Origin of the sequence: Photobacterium minamisatsumaniensis, from assembly GCF_050336695.1 — a bacterium.
Lineage (GTDB): Bacteria > Pseudomonadota > Gammaproteobacteria > Enterobacterales > Vibrionaceae > Photobacterium > Photobacterium minamisatsumaniensis.
Map to the genome: position 1 here is coordinate 12,277 of NZ_JAKJSI010000019.1, position 18,445 is coordinate 30,721.

The 18,445-nt window shown below is 42.3% G+C and carries 15 protein-coding genes; 7 read left to right on the forward strand and 8 right to left on the reverse strand.

The features are described 5' to 3' along the window. Positions 1–4 precede the first annotated feature (4 nt). The 3 genes from dgcA (at position 5) to L4D78_RS10225 (ending at position 4,630) form a co-directional block, all read left to right on the forward strand. A complete protein-coding gene (dgcA, locus tag L4D78_RS10215) occupies positions 5–973 on the forward strand; it encodes an N-acetyl-D-Glu racemase DgcA (RefSeq protein WP_428466822.1) in 969 nt (322 codons plus the stop codon). 426 nt (positions 974–1,399) lie between these two features. Beyond that, positions 1,400–2,869 (forward strand): DUF1800 family protein, encoded by a 1,470-nt coding sequence (locus tag L4D78_RS10220; protein ID WP_428466823.1) that lies wholly within the window; start codon positions 1,400–1,402, stop codon positions 2,867–2,869. A gap of 3 nt (positions 2,870–2,872) precedes the next feature. Further along, the gene (locus L4D78_RS10225; RefSeq protein ID WP_428466824.1) at positions 2,873–4,630 is read left to right on the forward strand and encodes a DUF1501 domain-containing protein; all 1,758 of its coding nucleotides are present in this window, start codon (positions 2,873–2,875) and stop codon (positions 4,628–4,630) included. 115 nt (positions 4,631–4,745) lie between these two features. On the opposite strand, the gene L4D78_RS10230 is transcribed toward L4D78_RS10225, so the two are convergent. Then, a complete protein-coding gene (locus L4D78_RS10230; RefSeq protein ID WP_428466825.1) occupies positions 4,746–6,311 on the reverse strand; it encodes a BCCT family transporter in 1,566 nt (521 codons plus the stop codon). A 338-nt stretch (positions 6,312–6,649) separates the two neighbouring features. Continuing rightward, the gene (locus L4D78_RS10235; RefSeq protein ID WP_428466826.1) at positions 6,650–7,600 is read right to left on the reverse strand and encodes a Gfo/Idh/MocA family protein; all 951 of its coding nucleotides are present in this window, start codon (positions 7,598–7,600) and stop codon (positions 6,650–6,652) included. A gap of 151 nt (positions 7,601–7,751) precedes the next feature. Here L4D78_RS10235 and L4D78_RS10240 point away from each other — a divergent pair, with 151 nt between their 5' ends. Continuing rightward, positions 7,752–8,495 carry a phosphatase PAP2 family protein gene (locus tag L4D78_RS10240; protein ID WP_428466827.1) on the forward strand — a complete coding sequence of 248 codons (744 nt, stop codon included), beginning with the start codon at positions 7,752–7,754 and terminating at the stop codon, positions 8,493–8,495. 107 nt (positions 8,496–8,602) lie between these two features. On the opposite strand, the gene L4D78_RS10245 is transcribed toward L4D78_RS10240, so the two are convergent. Next, positions 8,603–8,959 (reverse strand): helix-turn-helix domain-containing protein, encoded by a 357-nt coding sequence (locus L4D78_RS10245; protein WP_428459220.1) that lies wholly within the window; start codon positions 8,957–8,959, stop codon positions 8,603–8,605. 702 nt (positions 8,960–9,661) lie between these two features. Here L4D78_RS10245 and L4D78_RS10250 point away from each other — a divergent pair. Further along, the gene (locus L4D78_RS10250) at positions 9,662–10,111 is read left to right on the forward strand and encodes a DUF411 domain-containing protein (RefSeq protein ID WP_428466828.1); all 450 of its coding nucleotides are present in this window, start codon (positions 9,662–9,664) and stop codon (positions 10,109–10,111) included. A 61-nt stretch (positions 10,112–10,172) separates the two neighbouring features. On the opposite strand, the gene L4D78_RS10255 is transcribed toward L4D78_RS10250, so the two are convergent. Further along, entirely contained in the window at positions 10,173–11,147 is a 975-nt protein-coding gene (locus tag L4D78_RS10255; protein WP_428466829.1) for a hypothetical protein, read from the reverse strand. Between the two features lie 253 nt (positions 11,148–11,400). Between L4D78_RS10255 and L4D78_RS10260 the strand changes: the two genes are divergently transcribed. Together L4D78_RS10260 and L4D78_RS10265 are read left to right on the forward strand one after the other, a co-directional pair. Continuing rightward, complete coding sequence (locus L4D78_RS10260; protein WP_428466927.1) at positions 11,401–12,096, forward strand: DUF2786 domain-containing protein; 696 nt, start codon at positions 11,401–11,403, stop codon at positions 12,094–12,096. A 220-nt stretch (positions 12,097–12,316) separates the two neighbouring features. Then, positions 12,317–13,621, forward strand: coding sequence for an inosine/guanosine kinase (locus tag L4D78_RS10265; RefSeq protein ID WP_428466830.1), 1,305 nt, complete (start codon positions 12,317–12,319; stop codon positions 13,619–13,621). A 165-nt stretch (positions 13,622–13,786) separates the two neighbouring features. On the opposite strand, the gene L4D78_RS10270 is transcribed toward L4D78_RS10265, so the two are convergent. The 4 genes from L4D78_RS10270 to L4D78_RS10285 form a co-directional block, all read right to left on the reverse strand. Further along, positions 13,787–14,752, reverse strand: coding sequence for an ABC transporter permease subunit (locus L4D78_RS10270; RefSeq protein ID WP_428466831.1), 966 nt, complete (start codon positions 14,750–14,752; stop codon positions 13,787–13,789). Then, a complete protein-coding gene (locus L4D78_RS10275) occupies positions 14,749–15,603 on the reverse strand; it encodes a taurine ABC transporter ATP-binding protein (protein ID WP_428466832.1) in 855 nt (284 codons plus the stop codon). The genes L4D78_RS10270 and L4D78_RS10275 overlap by 4 nt, the downstream gene beginning before the upstream one ends. A gap of 25 nt (positions 15,604–15,628) precedes the next feature. After that, positions 15,629–16,648: a taurine ABC transporter substrate-binding protein gene (tauA, locus tag L4D78_RS10280; protein WP_428466833.1), complete on the reverse strand. Its 1,020-nt coding sequence runs from the start codon at positions 16,646–16,648 to the stop codon at positions 15,629–15,631. A gap of 217 nt (positions 16,649–16,865) precedes the next feature. Further along, positions 16,866–18,245 (reverse strand): aminotransferase family protein, encoded by a 1,380-nt coding sequence (locus L4D78_RS10285; RefSeq protein ID WP_428466834.1) that lies wholly within the window; start codon positions 18,243–18,245, stop codon positions 16,866–16,868. Positions 18,246–18,445: the final 200 nt, after the last annotated feature.

Genomic DNA, 18,445 nt, shown 5'->3' on the forward strand with positions numbered 1-18,445 from the left:
GTTTATGAAAATCACCACACAGCATGAACGCTTCTCGATGGCGCAACCTTTTACAATTTCACGGGGCACTCGTACCCACCAAGATGTTGTCACTGTCGAAATTGCGCATCAGGGAATAACCGTAGTAGCTGAATGCACCCCCTACCCACATTACGGTGAAACTGTCGACAGCGTGATCTCACAAGTTCAATCTGCCTCAATGAGCTGCGATGATAACGCCCTAACACGAGATAAATTACAGTCAATACTTCCTCCTGGTGCCGCAAGGAATGTTATCGATTGTGCTTTATGGCGGTTAGAAAACCCTYCAACGTTTCCTACACCACGCTTTGACATTAAACATCGTATTGTGACGGCCATGACTGTATCACTAAGTGATGCCGATAGCATGGCAAAACAAGCCAAAGAGCGTTGCCAGCAAGGCGCGAAGTTACTGAAGGTAAAACTAGATGATAAAGCGATCATCGAGCGAGTAACTGCCATAAGAAAAGCGGCGCCCAACGTCGATATTATCTTGGATGCAAACGAAGCATGGGGAGAACTAGATCTACCTGCGCTATTTGAACAACTCGTTGCATTTAATATATCAATGATCGAGCAACCCGTTCCGAAAGGTGAAGATCACAAACTTTTGGGTATTCACCACCCTATCCCTCTTTGTGCTGATGAAAGTTGCCATACCCGCGCCGATCTCGATGCATTAGTTGGCCATTATGAAATGATAAACATCAAGTTGGATAAAACTGGCGGACTTACTGAGGCATTAGCACTTGAAGCTCAAGCGCGTGAGCTTGGCTTTAAAATCATGGTTGGATGTATGGTTGGCAGTTCACTTGCCATGGAAATGGCACTGCCTATCGCAACCAGAGCCGAAATTGTTGATTTAGATGGACCAGTACTGCTAAAACACGATAGAAATAATGGCCTGAAATACAATGATGGGTATTTATATCCGACTAAGAGCACACTATAAAATAACACCCACGAGCAGCATTTTGCTGCTCATTGCAACTGTCGATTCATTAAATCTACACAATCATTTTTCTTCTTCCACGCAAATTATAAACCAATTTTTCACCAGTTAATAAATATCAAGCATGCTGTCTATAGCATAATAGTTAATTATTCTCATCACAATAAACATAAATTAATTCAACCAAGATAGGGCTTCAAACAAGATATTTATTCCAACAGAATACTATAGCAAGACAACGCCTGTGCTATTTCCTTCAGAATATACTTTTATTAATTATGGACATAAACTCACAGTTATAAATCACTCGTATTTATGTATTCAACTGAATTGATACTGTTTTATCTCACATACAATCTTAACAGAAAAATAACGTCACTAGGTTTTAATCTATTCGCGTTTTTATTTCCGGCTAGGAGACAAATAATGTCAGAGCAATATCGTCAAGCATACAGGTCATTAGTGCAATGCACTTTTGGTCCCAAAGAACAAGATATCGATAACTTTCTTTCATTTACATCGATATCACAATGGGCCGAACAACAAAAAGCATTACCAAGAACATCGTGGCAGAGCTTATTTGAATACAACCAAAATAACCACGATAAACCAGGCTGGACTGATGTTCATCTAAATTGTAGTTGGATGCACATGACAATCGAAAAAGAAGATATCTTACGCCAGCGTATTGCTTATATTTTCACTCAGCTGTTTGTGATAAGTAAAAATGTTCCGACACTCAGAAGCCACGACCGCAAAATTGCCTTTGCAAATTATTATGATCAGTTATCACAGCATTGCCTTAGCTCTTTCCGAGATACACTTGGGGTAATGGCACGTCATGCGTTAATGGGCGAGTTTCTTACCTATCGTGACAACAACTATAAAGAAGGAAAAAACCCCGATGAAAACTTTGCGAGAGAAATTCTACAACTCTTTACCCTAGGCCCTATCAAACTCAATCAGAATGCTACGCCAGTACTTGATGATGATGGCAAAGAAGTACCAAGTTATACCCAAGCTGATATCGAAAACCTTGCTCGCGTATTTACCGGCTGGCAACTTGATAATGGTGATTGGCTGAAACCGATGGTTGATAGTGGCTCTCATGATACGAGCAGCAAATTCTTTCTTGGCCAAGGTATTCCAGGCGGCATGAGCGCGGATAACGAAATGGATCTAGTGCTGGATATACTGACAGACCACCCTAATACCGCGCCATATATAGTGAAGTTTTTTATCCAGAAAATGGTTACGGCAAACCCGAGTCCGGAATATATACAGCGCGTGGCCAATGAGTTTAGCCACTCTCAAGGTGACATGATGGCTATTCTTGTTGCCATCCTTGATGATCCAGAAGCAAAACAATCCGGTGGAAAATACGACGGAAAACTCCGAGAACCTGAGATTGTCTATATTCATGCCCATCGCGCCTTAGGCATACAACGTCGACCAGAAAAGTTAACTTGGGATAATTTATACTCGTGGCGTGGGCAGCGCTTTTGGCCAATGGCTGCCCCTTCTGTTTTTTATTACTACCAACCTGATGGCTCACCGAGTGATGAGGCCTTTGCGAACCATGCCAGTCCTGAGTTTGCAGTTTATAACTGGATAGACTGCCACTATTACCATGATCAAATCCGTCGTGCTTGCCATCAACACGGAGGCATTGAATATGACTTTTATCAGTTCAAGAGCCTATTTGAACAGTTTGAGGATGAAGCATTAATCACCAAGCTCGATCACCAATTGTTTGGCTATACCATGCCTGAAAAAGTTAAAGCTGCCGTCAGGAAATACCTTGTTGCCACCCCCAGCAATCGCAGTAGTAATACGCGATTATGGCAGCTTTTTATCCAACTTATTTTTTCACCATCATTTCATACTCAGGGGTAAACGATGAAACTATCTCGCCGCAACTTTTTAAAAACGGGTATGAGCAGCCTTGGTGTGTCGACTCTAACCTTGAACAGTTCATTTGCACGCGCGTTTGAAACCTGTGAGCAAAAACAATATAAAGCCTTAATTGCCATAAACTTGTCAGGGGGAAATGATGGCTTCAATATGTTTATTCCACGGGAGCAAGGAAAATACCAAGAATATGCATCATCAAGACAAAGTTTGGCAATAAAACAAGATGATATCGTCCCACTCTTTCTAAATGATGATAATAATCAGCTTGGGTTACACCCAGCAATGACAGCGTTACAGCCTTTATTTGATCTAGGCTTTGCTAGCCCTATTGTTAATACAGGCCCGCTGCTAAGGCCTGTTACCAAAGAGCAGCTAAGTAACGATCCAACCCTTTACCCTAATAGACTATACGCTCATGACTATCAATCACAGTTAGTGCAAACCAACACCGGAGCAAGCCTGGTTCAAGATGGTTGGGGAGCTAACGGCCTAGATCTCGTACTTAGTCACTTCAATCAGTTATCTTCTATGTACTCCATGACGTCGGCCAGCAATGTTTGGGCACAATCCAGAAATGTAGTACCGAACCTAATCGGTGATTCATTACCGCCATATCTTAATTTTGATGGTCATGATCAAGCAGAAGATCTATTCGATGACTTACATAACGCCGACTCGTTAGATCATAATATCCATCGTCAGCATTTCAGCACTGAAACTCAGCGAGCTCGGGAGCAATATTCACTCTTCGATGACATTATGTCAGACGAGCAAGACTACGGCTTTCCCAGCTCCGATTTTGGTCAACAGTGTCGACGCGTATATTTAATGATCCGAGAACAAGCTCAGCTTGCGCAAGACATTCAGTGCTTTTCACTAACACTTGGTGGGTTCGATACACACTCAAATCAATTAAGAGAACAACAGGAACTATTCACCACCCTCGCAGAAAGCCTCACGGCTTTATTCACTCGACTACAAGAAGATGGGCTTACCGATAGCGTTACGGCTTTTACCTTTTCAGAATTTGGTCGAACCATAGAGCCAAATGCAACTGGGACAGATCATGGTTGGGGAAGCAATCACCTCGTTATCAGCGGTGACTTAAACGGTAACCAACTCTACGGTGCTTGGCCGTCATTGGTTATTGATGGAGAGCAGTCTTTAAGTCGGGGTCGAATGATCCCGACCCTAGCCAGTGACCAGCTTCATGCCACTTTACTAAATTGGCTTGGTGTCTCTGAAGATGGCCTAAATTTTCTATTCCCATCGTTGAAGAACTTTAATCCTCAACTATTACCGCTTTTTGCGAGCTGTGGGAATGGCAGCAGTGATTACCAAGTCACTCCTGCCGCTATCGAAGCTGAAGAACAAAAGCCTAGCGAGCCACCGAGTCACGCCATCGATGGCTTGTTAGAAACAAAATGGTCAGCCAAAGGCATCGGTATCCCATTTACTTTGCACTTCAACAAACCACATCAGATTCACACGCTTAAAGTGGCACAAAATAAAGGGGATCTGAGACAGTATTTCTTTTCTGTCGAATATAGTGAAGACGGTCACAAATTTGAAAAGCTATCGGATATCACCACTCCTGGTGACTCTGAACAACGTATTAGCCTGAATCTAGGCAGCGTTTCAGCAAAAAGTGTCCGACTGATATGTAACGGCAATAACGATAGTCAAAACCAAAGTCTTAGAGAGTGGAATAACTTCAGAGTAATTGAGGTATGGGCGCGTTAACTTAACCGCTATTTCTGCTATAAAAAAACCGAGAGTGAAATAAATTCACTCTCGGTTTTTTCTATATAGCGTCTAACTCACATTAGCAGTGTGCTCATGTGGATTTACAAAGACATTAAAGCGTTTGACCAGCAACTTCTGTTTGTTGCCAACTCGCTTCTTTTTCTGCAACTTTCTGCTTCTTCATTCGAACAGCTGCAATAGGGCCTGTTACCAATGTCACCGCAATTAGCAACGATACTGGTACCGCTGTGATAACGATAAATGACTGTAGAGCATTCAAGCCGCCATCGCCCGCAACAAGTAGAACCGCAGCAATACAACCCATCGAAATCGCCCAGAATAAACGCTGACCTTTCGTTGGTTCATTATCACCAGAAACTACCATTGCAATGGAGTAAGCCATTGAGTCGCCTGTTGTCACAACAAATGTTGTCGTCAAAATCAGGAAAGCAGGAATAAGTAGATCGCTAAACGGCAGCTGAGCTAGTGTTGCAAGCAATACTGCTGGCAGTCCAGCTTCAGCCAATGGACCAGAAATACTACCTACTGTTTCTAGTTCAAAGAAAATGCCTGTGCCACCAAGTACAGTAAACCAGAAGTTCGTCACAATCGGAGCACCAATGGCAACCGTTAGGACTAATTCACGGATACTGCGACCTTCAGAAATACGTGCAATGAAGATAGCCATCATTGGTGCGAAACCAATAAACCAACCCCAGAAGAACCATGTCCACCACGGATTCCAAGTTGGGTCTTCTACATTGACACTCATTTCAGGGAAATGCTGTAAATACGTCGCAAATGCTGAACCAAAGTGTTGGAAGATAAACTGCGTTGGCCCAAACACTAGCATAATCATTAGCAGTGCAAATGCACCAACTACATTGAATCGACTAAGCCACTGAAGGCCTTTATCCATTCCAGTAAATGCTGAGATTGAGTAAATCGCGACAACAACCGCAAGAATACCCATTTGACTTGAGATAGTGTTCTCAATGCCCATTACAGCTTCAAGGCTATAACCTAACTGAGAAGCTAAGAAACCTATAGGACCAATTGTACCTGCTGCAACCGCAATGATTGAACAAGCATCAATCACAGAGCCCACCCAGTGGTTCTCAAGACGATCGCCAACAATCGGATATAGCAGTGCACGAGGACGTAGTTTTACGCCACCTTGATGGTGCGCATACATCAGTACAATCGTTGCTAATGTGCCCAGTACAGCCCAAGCAAGAAAACCCCAGTGCAAAAAGCTTTGGCTTAATGCTGGCGTTACAGCTTCAGCTGTTGCTGCTGTCACATCAGGAAAACTTGGAGATGGTGTTAAAAAGTGATAAATCGGTTCTGCTGCAGACCAGAAGACACCACCACCCGCAAGTAATGTGCACATAATCATCGCTAACCAGCGAAATGTACCGATATTTGGTTTTTTCAGCTTACCCATACGTGTTTTGCCGTATGGACTAAGTGCAACTACAACAGCAATGATAAAGTTAATTACCATTAGCCACTGCCAAAATTCACCAAAGTACGCAGCCGACGCAGCAAATGCCACACCAATAAAGTGGGTTACTGAACCTAGGTCAATGAGGGAAGATAGAAGAAAGAGTCCCATGAACCCGATCGTTAAAGCTGGAACAAGTTTGTCGCTACCTTTTGGGGTATTGCTTAGCATAATATTCTCACGCTGTGTGTGAGGGGCGGCACTTTACCAGCATGATCTTGACTAGACCAGTTAAATATTTCCGATCGAGCACTTGTTTTATCGAAAACATAGAAGCAAAAATGTGACAAATATCAAATTTTTACTGTGTTACTAATAAGTTAGCTTGTATAAAAGAAAAATGAAAAATATTTCGTGTACGAACCATTCTCTGTACAAATTTAAAGCATGAAAAGGTTGATTCAGATCTCAGATTGCAGCTAAGGGCTGGATTTTTATGCACCTTATAGAACGCACCTAAGCTACTCAAAACTGAATAAATATCGTTACATCGAACGTTTTCTGTTAAATCAGTCTATTTTGGTAAGCACTTTTTGATAAATAATTTCAGCTAAGCGGTGAGAATGTAAATTACGCATTGTAACCGAATGCATTTGCTTACCAGAACGAATGACATCGAGCCAATGCTCAGCCATACCTTGAAAACCCTTTGCCGCTAACATTGGTGTCCAGTCTGCAAGCCTCACGACTTCATGACTATTATCTTGCCATTTATTCCCTTCGGTAAATGAATCAAAGCGGAAGCTGGTATTCTTATAACTTGCGCTTATCACTTCATTCGTGACCCCATACAAGCGATTCATGGAAGCATGGAAGATGGCTCCTTCCTGCTGCCATTGCACATCTAATCGTGCCAGTTTTGTGGGGGTTGATGACAATTGATCACATTGGGAAGTGATGTAGAGATCATCTTCCGAGACTGACCCGTATACATTGATACTATCGAGAGGATGAATAAAGTCATCAAAGATAAACGTTCTCGCATCACCAACTAAGTTGTGACGATTCTTTTCCCAGCGCAACGACAGTAATGGGTTTGTCTCGCTCACATTGGCTGTTACTGTCGGCAAATGCTGTTGATATAGCGGTATGTAACGACGATTAAACCCTAAAAAGAGGGGCTGCTGCTTCTGCTCAGCAAAATCATGTAGTTGTTCGCACTCTTTATATGTAGAGGCCAACGGCTTATCGACAAAAACGGGAATGCCAACGTTCAAGAAAAAATGCGCAATTTCATAATGTGAAGCAGTTGCACTATGAATCATAACGGCATCAATATTTGCATTCACCAAGCTTTTATAGTCGGTATAGTACTCTTGAATCCGGTATTTGTTCGCTAATTGCTTCAGCCGCTCTATATTTCGAGTACAAAAGACAAGCTCAACCTCCTCAAATTGCGTCAATATCGGTAAATGAGCTTTCTCGGCAATGTCGCCTAAACCAACCACAGCTATTTTCATTTTCTTCCTTATTAAGTTCATGCATCGGTATGCATTCTGCCCTGCAACTGTACATTAGCTGAATACGTGACTTAATAAAATGACATTCTTTTTACAGTGAGAACAGTATCCTCTGTTAAACTTCAGCCCCTTTTAATTCATAGCAGCAATTATGTTTAATAAAGAATTTCTTACCGCAAAAGTCCCCGGCTATATAGCATTACTACTTTTTGCTACGATTTTATCGGGTTCATTAATGTTCTACTCTCAAAGCAATCTAGCGGGAGAAGTATCTAATACCACTGGCTTCGTCTTTTCAATGCTCAGTCATTCAGCAGGCAACCCTGGCTTCCTCATTGCTGTATGTTTATTCTGCTTGATACCTATTGCCCTTAAGCTTCCTAAGCAACAGATTTTAAAACTGCTTATTCAATTTGGTATTTTACTTGCGCTTAGCTTTGTCGCCAAAACAGCAATGAAGCACCTTACAGAGGTGCCCCGCCCTTATACGTATCAATTACAAGCATTAGGGATAGTTGAATCTCCAGACTCTTTTTATCAACTTTCAACCATACAAAAAGATGAAGCCGTACGCCAAGCAGAAGGAGAAGTAAGCCACTGGCGCATTTCGCATTGGCTAGGTGAAACCAATTATTCTCTTCCATCAGGCCACACCATTTTTGTTGCAGTGTGTGTAACGTTCTGGGGAGGGTTTTTCTTACGTCGGAAAAAGTTGATCCCTACCGCCGTTATTCTTTTGTGGGCAACAAGCGTTGGTATCAGCCGGATTTGGCTTGGTATGCATTGGCCGACAGATCTCATCGCTTCGCTATGTAGCGCAGCCTTTTTATACTTGTTCGTACCTGAATGGGGGCATAAATCAATTACTTCCATTCAGCCTACCACTAGCCACTAGTTCATACCCAAAATAACAAAGCCCTCGAATGAGGGCTTTGTTATTTAATATTGACTACTTCTTAGTGCTAGCAATTAACGTTACTTACTGCATTACCGTGAAGTCGACTAGTGAATATCAACGCTATGTACATATTCCACAATAATTTGATTACCACTATAACGAACGTTCGTGATATCACCGTCAACAATATAAGTATTTTTCAATGTCACAGAATTCGGCATATTTGCACTAACCTGATTTCTCAACGAAGGCAGGGTTATCGCAGGATCAACGCCAATATAATCGCAAAATTGATTAACAAAGCGGTGCTCTAAAGGCACTTGCCCGCGTAAAATATCTGAGAAGACTAGTTGACTAACACCCAGCTTCTTCGCCATTTCAATCTGTGTCACTCGCATCTTCGCTTTATAACTCATCCACGTATCATGAAGAACACGACGATCTTGTTCCGTATATTGCATAACCAAACGTCCTAGCACCTTGTATTTTTTCGTTGTACTTATTTAAGCCTAAACAGAGTTATGCTTTGTCAGCGTTTGGTAAGGGATTTTTTGTTTCTAACCCGCATCACATCAGCCGTAGACCGATTATTTACTCACTTAGTTGAAAAGATTTTGCCACATCAATCACTTGTCACTTTTTGTTCAATTGATAAGACTTTTATACATTTTGTGTGTGTTCTCCAACAAGGAACGATATACTCTTACCATTGGTGTTTTTAAGGTTTTATATGCGCTGCTTTCAACAAGTAATATCAAAGCTTGTGATTCTGACTATGCTGTTTGGTTCAGTACTGCCAGTAGTATCTGCTGCTCACCTACCTTCACCAGCCACTCCAATGTCATGCCACCAGTCAATGACTATGTCTTGTTGCATCGATCAAGAGACGATCTCGGTACAAGTAATAAACTTATTAGAATGTGCCGACATGAGCCCGACTCACATGGGCTCTTGTTGTGGTGATCACAACTGCAATACAACCAATATTCAGTTTGCTATTCTTACAAACACGCTTCACTTTTCATTGCCTTCAGTACAACCGATATTTACTGAACCGAATGGCAAAAGTCACCAAATAACCAATGTGCTATTAAGACCACCCGCTTATAGCTGATTTTTTAATTTCGTTATTTTTTAAAAACTCAGTATAAATAGGTATTATTATGAAACACTCGCTAAACGCACTATTGGCTTTTACACTACTAACTGCAAGTTCTCTCGTCGTCGCTCAGGTTATTAAAGGGACAAACTATCAATCCCCTTCTTGCGGCTGTTGTGGTGACTGGGTTGAGCATATGGAAGATAATGGCTTTGAGCTTGATGTCGTCTATGAAAACAACTTAACCCCCGTAAAAATTGACCTTGGTATTCGCCCACAATATGCCTCTTGCCATACGGCAGAGATTGAAGGCTATACGTTTGAAGGACATGTACCTGCAGAAGAAATTCTTCGCTTTATTGAATCGAAGCCCGATCGCATGGTTGGACTAGCGGTTCCAGGTATGCCTATGGGCTCACCTGGAATGGAATATAATAATCAGAAAGATCCGTATGAAGTGCTCGCTTTTGACGAAGATGGCAATACCACAGTCTGGTCTCGTCATAATCAATAACAAGCCCTCTTAGGTTAAATAAACAGGCACTCAAAGTGCCTGTTTTTGATTCCGAGCCCCCTTAATCGGCACGCTTCATTTGTTCAAATAAGCCATTATTCGGGTCTTCATGCACTGCCCATTCATGATCATCTTCTCGTTGTTCAAGGTAAATCTGCATGGCATTAAAATAGGTAAATGCGGTTAGCTCAGACTCTTTCCCGAAATGTTCAAAAAACGCATCTTCAACATCCGCCAATTGCTGCAATGAGCTAACCCCATGATTAAGAATCCATTGCGTTGCATGCACCGGTATTAATGTTCGATGTAAGATAAGTTCTTTAATTTCATCTAGTGCAATTTTAACCGCAGTATTTTTCACCATCTGCGTTGAAGATAGAGCCTGCTCTTCAGCCAATAACGCTTTCAAGCTGCCAATGCTCACGTCGCGCTCAGCTGAAGAATAACCATATGTCGTTTTAGCAAAACGAATGGCATATGCCAGACGTTCACGACCGACGAGCTGTACAACATCTTCTAAATAAGGTTGAGGTATCGCATAAGCTTTTGCTAACTGTTCTACAGCTTGGTTAATGCTGGTATAAGTAATACCATCAAACTCAATCTGAAAAGCGGTGCTCATACTCGCAATAGGCAGTCCATCGATGGCAAGTGGCCATCCAGTATAATTGACTCGCGCCTTCGCAATTTCAAACATTTCCCATGCGCTTTCTTTAAAGCCTTCAAGTGCTTTACCTTCGAACTCACAATCATCGAGTTCTTCTTTCGTCCAATTAACACCTATTTGAAGGTGCTTTTGGTACTTACGATGTAAGCTTTCTTTCACTTTATCTCGAAGTAGATCTAACCCACTCACTTTGATTTTATGGCATATACCAAAGCATTCATGACAACAAGGAACAAGTATAGGTAATGACTGATTATCGTAGTTCGGAGAAGGCATGAATGCATGCGATTCAAAGTAAGGCTCACCACAAAACCAGCAGGTATGGCGATATTCGAATGGCACGTCAATTGAATGATAAGTTACTGTCATGTCTTACATCTTTATAAGTTAGGTTCAATATCATTATGAGGGGCAACTTTAATAGACTCAAGACCCTTACACACTAAATCGCAATCTACCTAGATTCGTATACCATGCCGATTATTGCTTGATTTAACAGAGTAAACGTCCACCTAAAGCGCCATATTTTATACTCTATAGTCTGTATTTTTTACATCTAACGTTTGTGCTATACACATGAAAACGTTAAAATACGCCCCCTTTTAAAAAATGGTGTGAACGAMTGTCTGAACAAAAGCGAAAGGCGCTAAAAAAAATTGCTAAATGCCTAGAGCTGGGAAACTCTGCCAACATTAATGAAGCCGCTCAAGCGATAAGAATGGCACATCGCCTAATGCTTAAGTATGGGCTAGAGCAAGATGACATTGAGTTTATTCAGATGGGTAAAACAAAGGCTAGTACCCTATTGCCAACTGATGTTAGTCCGCAAATATTGAAAATAATTCGCGGTATTAACCGTCGATTTGGTGTCGAGTGCGTACTAACCAACCATAAAGGGTTGAAGCAAGCTGAGTTTATTGGTGTTGCAGAACGCGCTATTTTTGCCGCCTTTGCCTTTGATATCGTTTATCGTGAAATGAACCAACAAACAGGCCAATTCCGTAATAGCTTCCAAGGTACAGGGACAAGTAATGCCGAAGTCGCGCGTCGCGTTTCCTCTTTCCTTGCTGGCTGGCTTGAAGGGGCACTTGAAAAACTACCAGAGTTAAATACCGATGATGATCATGACAAGCGCATGAGCAACTATATTGACAAAGAATTCGAAAACATTGATCGCGAAACGTTCAAAAAGCAGCTTCAAGAAGCAATGAAAGCATTGACCGACGATTATGAAAAAGGCATGAAAAAAGGCCGTTCGATTTCTGTTAACCGCCCTGTTGGTGGTACGAAACCCCATAAGCCAAAAATGCTTTCTTAAGATTATATGTATGGCATAGTCATTCTTAACAGCCACTTGCGTGGCTGTTTTGCTATGAGAACAACTTACCAACAAGCAAATATTTCTTATCGCAAATCTCACGTGAGCAAAAAACCAGCAAAAGATCACATTTAGTCATAAGATTGCAGTGGAGTGAGATGTAACTCGCATTTTTATGATACAATGAAACAAAATCCCCATTAATCGATAGCCTTCACACATGAAATTCCCTGGTCAGCGTAAATCAAAGCATTACTTCCCAGTCAATGCCCGCGATCCATTAGTTGCTCAAATCCAGCAAGAAAATCCGCTATCTCGTACCCACATAGTTGGTATTGGTCAAACTATTGTTGATATTGAAGCTCGTATCGACGACGAATTTTTGGCCCGACATAGCCTAAGTAAGGGTCACTCTTTAGTTCTTGCTGAGGATAAAGCCGAGTTGCTTTATCAAGAACTGAAAGAACGCGATCTGATCAGCCATGAGTACCCAGGGGATACTGTTGGTAATACCCTTCATAACTACTCTGTACTTGCCGATGACCGTTCAATTCTTCTGGGTGTGATGAGCCAAGATCTAAAAATTGGATCTTACGCTTACCGTTATTTATGCAATACCTCAAGCCGTATGGATCTTGACCACTTGCAGCCTGTTGATGGTCCTATTGGTCGCTGTTATACCCTTATAACAGAAGATGGGGAACGAACATTTGCGATTAATGAAGGTGAAATGAATCAACTTTCACCGGAATTCGTGCCTGAAAGTGCCTTTGAAAATGCTTCGGCACTAGTACTGTCTTCTTACCTTGTACGTGGCAAAGAAGGCGACCCAATGAAGGCGTCGGCGCTTAAAGCCATTGAACATGCAAAAAAACATAACGTGCCCGTCGTGCTAACGCTTGGTACGAAATATGTTATTGAAGGTATGCAAGATTGGTGGATTCAATTTCTTAAAGATCACGTTACTTGCGTAGCGATGAATGAAGAAGAAGCGGAAGCGTTAACAGGTGAAAAAGATCCACTTGTAGCTGCAGATAAAGCACTTGAGTGGGTAGATTTAGTGCTTTGTACTGCTGGGCCTGTTGGTCTGTATATGGCAGGTTATACCGATGATGAGCTTAAACGTGAATCAACGCTACCACTACTGCCAGGTAATATTGCTGAGTTCAACAAGTATGAATTCAGCCGTCCAATGAAAAAAGAATGCTGTGAAAACCCTATCCGTGTTTATTCTCACATCGCGCCATACCTTGGCGGCCCTGTAGAGATTAAAAACACAAACGGTGCTGGTGATGCCGCACTTTCAGCACTGTTACATGACATGTCAGCAAACGGCTATCACAAAGCAAACGTGCCAAACTCAGGTAAGCATACTGCTTCGTTCTTAAGCTATTCATCGTTCTCTCAAATTTGTCAATACTCGAACCGCGCAAGCTATGAAGTATTAACACAGCACGCCCCTCGCCTATCGCGTGGCTTGCCAGAACGTGAAGACTGTTTAGAAGAAGCATACTGGGAACGTTAATCCCCATAATGTCTTTATCTACAAAAAACGGAGCATAAATGCTCCGTTTTTTATTTGTTATCAAGGCGATATTGCAGTAACTAGTGGTTCTAATTACAAAACATCTAACGTAGAGAACAACGGTTTTAATCAGTAAGACTGATCAAGTGCTTATGTTGCTTGGTATTAGTAGCCTTTCCAAGGTACTAATTTCTTTTCAGTCCAACGCATAAACAAATCAAACGCGTACGCAATAAGCCCGATAATGATGATGCCAGCCACAACCACATCAGTGACTAAAAACTCAGCGGCATTTAAAACCATATAACCAATACCCGCCTCTGCCGCGACCATTTCACTTGCAACTAAAGTTGTCCAGCCAAAACCAATACCAATACGCAGCCCTGTTAAGATTTCAGGCAGTGCACTTTTAATAATGACATGCCACAAGACTTGTAGTTTTGTCGCTCCCATCGAGTAGGCGGCCTGAATTTGCTCACTTTTTGCTGCAGTGACACCAGCCCTAGCGCTCAGGGCTATTGGTGCGAACATGGCTAAGAAAATGAGTGCAATTTTGCTCGTTTCATCAATCCCCAGCCAAATAATAACCAATGGTAGATAAGCTAAAGGTGGCAATGGACGGTAAAATTCGATAAGAGGATCAAAAATCCCGCGTACCCACACATTCGTGCCTATTAGTATTCCCAGTGGTATAGCAGCCAATGCAGCCAAAAAGAATGCACCAAACACCCTCGTTAAACTTGCAATCATATGCTGCCCTAGCGAGACACCGGAAAAGCCGCTAACAACCAAATCTCCTACCCGCTCCATTACCGATATAGGTGAAGGTAAAAACAATGGTTTCACCCAACCAGTTTCGGTCACAAGTGTCCACAACAGAAGACAAGTCACTACAGAAATCACCGAAACAATCCTAGCATTACCCTGCCCAGGTTCACCATAATAGCTAGGTGGCGTCTCCGTTTTTTTCTTTAATTCCTGAAACAACCAAGGGAATAACGGTAAATTTCCGTCCTTTCCAACTTCACTGCGATAATGTGGCTTAGGCTGCTGCTCTGACTCATAGTCGGCTTTTATTTTAAGGGCGTCTTCATCTGTCGATGACGGGATAATTTCGATTGATTGACTCATGCTGCTACCTCCGGCACTTCATCCTGATGAATTATCGACAGCACTTTTTCGCGCATTTCGATAAAGTCAGGCATTGATTTCACCATACGGGCATCACGGCATTCTAAAAATCGTTTGTTAAAATCAAGTTCAAAACTATGGGTGATACGCCCAGGTCGCGGTGACATTACGATTAAACGAGAAGCCATAAACAATGCTTCTTCAACACTATGCGTTATAAAAAACATCATTTTGTTCGTCTGCTGCCATGCATCGAGTAATAGTTCTTGTAAAGTTTCACGCGTTAACGCATCAAGTGCACCTAAGGGTTCATCTAGCAATAGAATGCTTGGGTCGTTGGTTAGTGCCCGTGCAATACCTACACGTTGCTGCATACCACCAGAGAGCTGATACACTTTATGGTGATGGAAGTCTTTTAGCCCAACAAGTTCAAGGTACTTTGCTGCTCGCTCTAGGCGAACTTGCTTTTCGATACCCTGTAACTTCAGTCCAAATGCCGTATTCTCTATAACGTCTAACCAAGGAAAAAGCGCATGCTTTTGGAATACCACTCCCCGCTCAGCTCCAGGCCCTGTAATTTGATCACCAACCTCACGGCCTAACGCAACACGAGGTAGCCCTTCAAGTTGTGAATAGCCTAATGTCAGATAACCGGATGTTGGCTGTATGAAACCGGCCATCAGGTTCAACAGTGTTGTTTTTCCGCATCCTGACGCCCCTAATGCAACCACTAAGTCACCTTGAGCAATGGTTAAATTTACCCCCGAGAGTGCAGTCACTGCTTCGCCACCATCACGGTCATCATAAACAACCGATACATCATGGATCTCTAATACCTTTTCCTTCGTCATACGCCTTCTCCTTTATAACAACAACTTACAGTTCAATTGCTGCGGCGTATGCCGGGTTAACAAACACACTATAGTCAGGTTGCAGACCTGAAATTTTCTTCTCTTCAAGCAAGAATTCAGAGGTAGATGTTAACGCTCTAACAGCACCACCTTCTGCACCACACCCTATCCATTGACACGACAGCTGTGAATTAACATCAAGGAATTCATACAGGCTCATTGCTTCTGGCACGGTACCTACATCACCTCCAGATAATTTGGCTACCGATACGGCAATAGGATGCTCAGGTGAAAATGTTTCTTTGGCTTGTCGGTAATCATCATCGGCTTTCGCGACCACCGTTAAAAATTTTGTCACGAAATCACTGTTCTCTGCGGTAAACTTTTTATTCGCAATCAATCCATCAAAAGTCGGCTTTCCCCAAGCACTTAACTGCCTTGATGAAATCAAAACTGAACCGTTTTGCTTAATTGTGCCTAATGCCGGATCCCAAATAAATGCGCCATCAATATCTCCACGCTGCCATGCCGCCGCGATCGCACTAGGCTGCATATTTAGCAGCTTTACGTCTTTTTCACCTAAACCAAATTGTTCCAAGGCAAATAGCATATGAAAGTGAGTAGTTGAAACAAAAGGTACCGCTAAGGTTTTTCCTTTCAAATCTGCTGGCGATGAAATCCCGCTACCATTGCGAACAACAAGCGCCTCTGCATCCGCAATATTCCCCATCACCCAGATAAGCTCCATATCAATGCCATTGCTTGCAGCACTGGCTATAGGGCTCGAGCCAGCGACAGTCATATTAACAGCACCAGAAGCCATTGCTGTAATCGCTCTAGCACCAGAATCAAATCTTCGCCACCTAATCGTATAACCATCTAGGTCATCGAATAATTGCTGATCTATCGCATATTTCATTGGGTTAAACATACCTTGGTAACCAACAGTCACTTCTTTCGCTGCCAAAGCCGAAAATGAAAACAACATTGCACTTACTAATACTGCAGCTTTGGTCTTGGTAACGGTCGCTTTAAAACTACTCATAATTTCTTCCTTTTAAATTAGAGGGACCGTTTTAAGCTACGCAAAGTATCCAAATGGCTGTAGTACCAATTCAAAGTTTTATTGGTCCAACGATGCGATAATATGATCATCCAAATTGGTGCAACCCAATAGGATAATTGTTCATATGCTGGAATAACAAAATGCAGCGCCATAAAGACGCTGCATTTTGGTTGGTTATATATTATGTATCGCCCATTTAAGCTGTGATCATTTCGAACGCTTCATCGAGTGCAGCAATAATAATATCAGCTTCATTTAACGTTACAGTCAGCATCGGGCTTAGACACAGAGTGTTATTAAAAAGCCGGAAAGATCGATTGGTTCGTCCAATTAATACACCAGATTTTGCGCAATGAGCCGCAACTTGCATGGCGACTTTTTCATCGACAGGTATTTTGGTTTCCCTATCAATAACCAACTCTAATCCTAGAAATAACCCTTTCCCGCGCACATCGCCGATGATGGAATGTTTATTCTTCAATTCAAGTAGTTGCGACATAAGGTACTCCCCAACATGGGCGGCATTCTCGACTAGCTTTTCATCTTCGATAATACGCAAGTTTTCAAGAGCGGCTGCAGGGCCTGCAGTACAGCCTCCAAACGTACTAATATCACGAAAGAAACTTTCCCGCTCTAACGGCTCTTGCTCAAACAATTCAAATATCTCATCCGTCACAACAGTACAAGCTATTGCGGCGTATGCAGAAGCAACTCCTTTAGCCGTGGTGACAATGTCTGGCTGAATACCGTAGTGTTGGTAACCAAACCAAGCCCCTGTTCTTCCCAAACCACACACTACTTCATCAATATGCAGTAATACATCGTATTTACGGCAGATTGCCTGAACAGCTTCAAGGTAACCTTCTGGTGGCGGGATCACTCCACCTCCAGCAGTTATTGGCTCGATAACAACAGCTCCAACGGTATCGGCACCTTCGCTTAAAATCACGTCTTCAAACGCTTTTGCAGCTAACTCACCGTAGTTATCAACATCACCATACTGGCTACGGTATTCACAGCAATGCGGAAATTCAACAAAACCAGGCGTAAACGGGCCATATTGAGTTCGCCTTTCTTCTTGCCCAGTCGAACTCAAACACGAAATTGTGGTGCCGTGATAGTCGCGTTCTCGGTAAAGAATTTTGTATTTTTTGCCACCATATTTTTTATGGGCGATTTGCCTTACAATTTTGTAAGCTTTCTCATTGGCTTCCGAGCCTGAATTTGAAAAATACACTTTTCCCATTCCCTGCATTTTCTCAAGTAACTTGGCAGAAAACGCCGCAGCAACTGGTGTCGCAGCAGTACCAGCAAAGAAATTTAATGTCAGTAATTGTTCCCGAATAGCATCAGCTATGGAAGTACGCCCGTAACCAACATTAACGCACCATACTCCACCTGCGGAAGCATCAAGATATCGCTTACCCGAAGCATCCCAAATGTAACTCCCTTCTCCCTTAACCATCATTACTGGCGTTTGCGTGGCATGCTGTGTCATGTGATGCCAAACCGACGATTTATCGAGTTCAATAACATTCTGATAAGTATCCGCGGTGCCTTCTTCTATCGTGAGCATAATTACCTCCTTGTCTTAATATTTTTACCCTAATTCACTTTTCTTCCCCTCCATAGCGCCAGAATTTAAATTTTACTGGCCATACAAGTAAGAAAAGTTAGGAGCAATATAATCAGGACTGGGAGTGCAAGCCTTAACAGCAATGCCTAAATCTCAATGCAAGAGTGGCATAGTTAATGCAGTTAAGTGATTAGAATTCA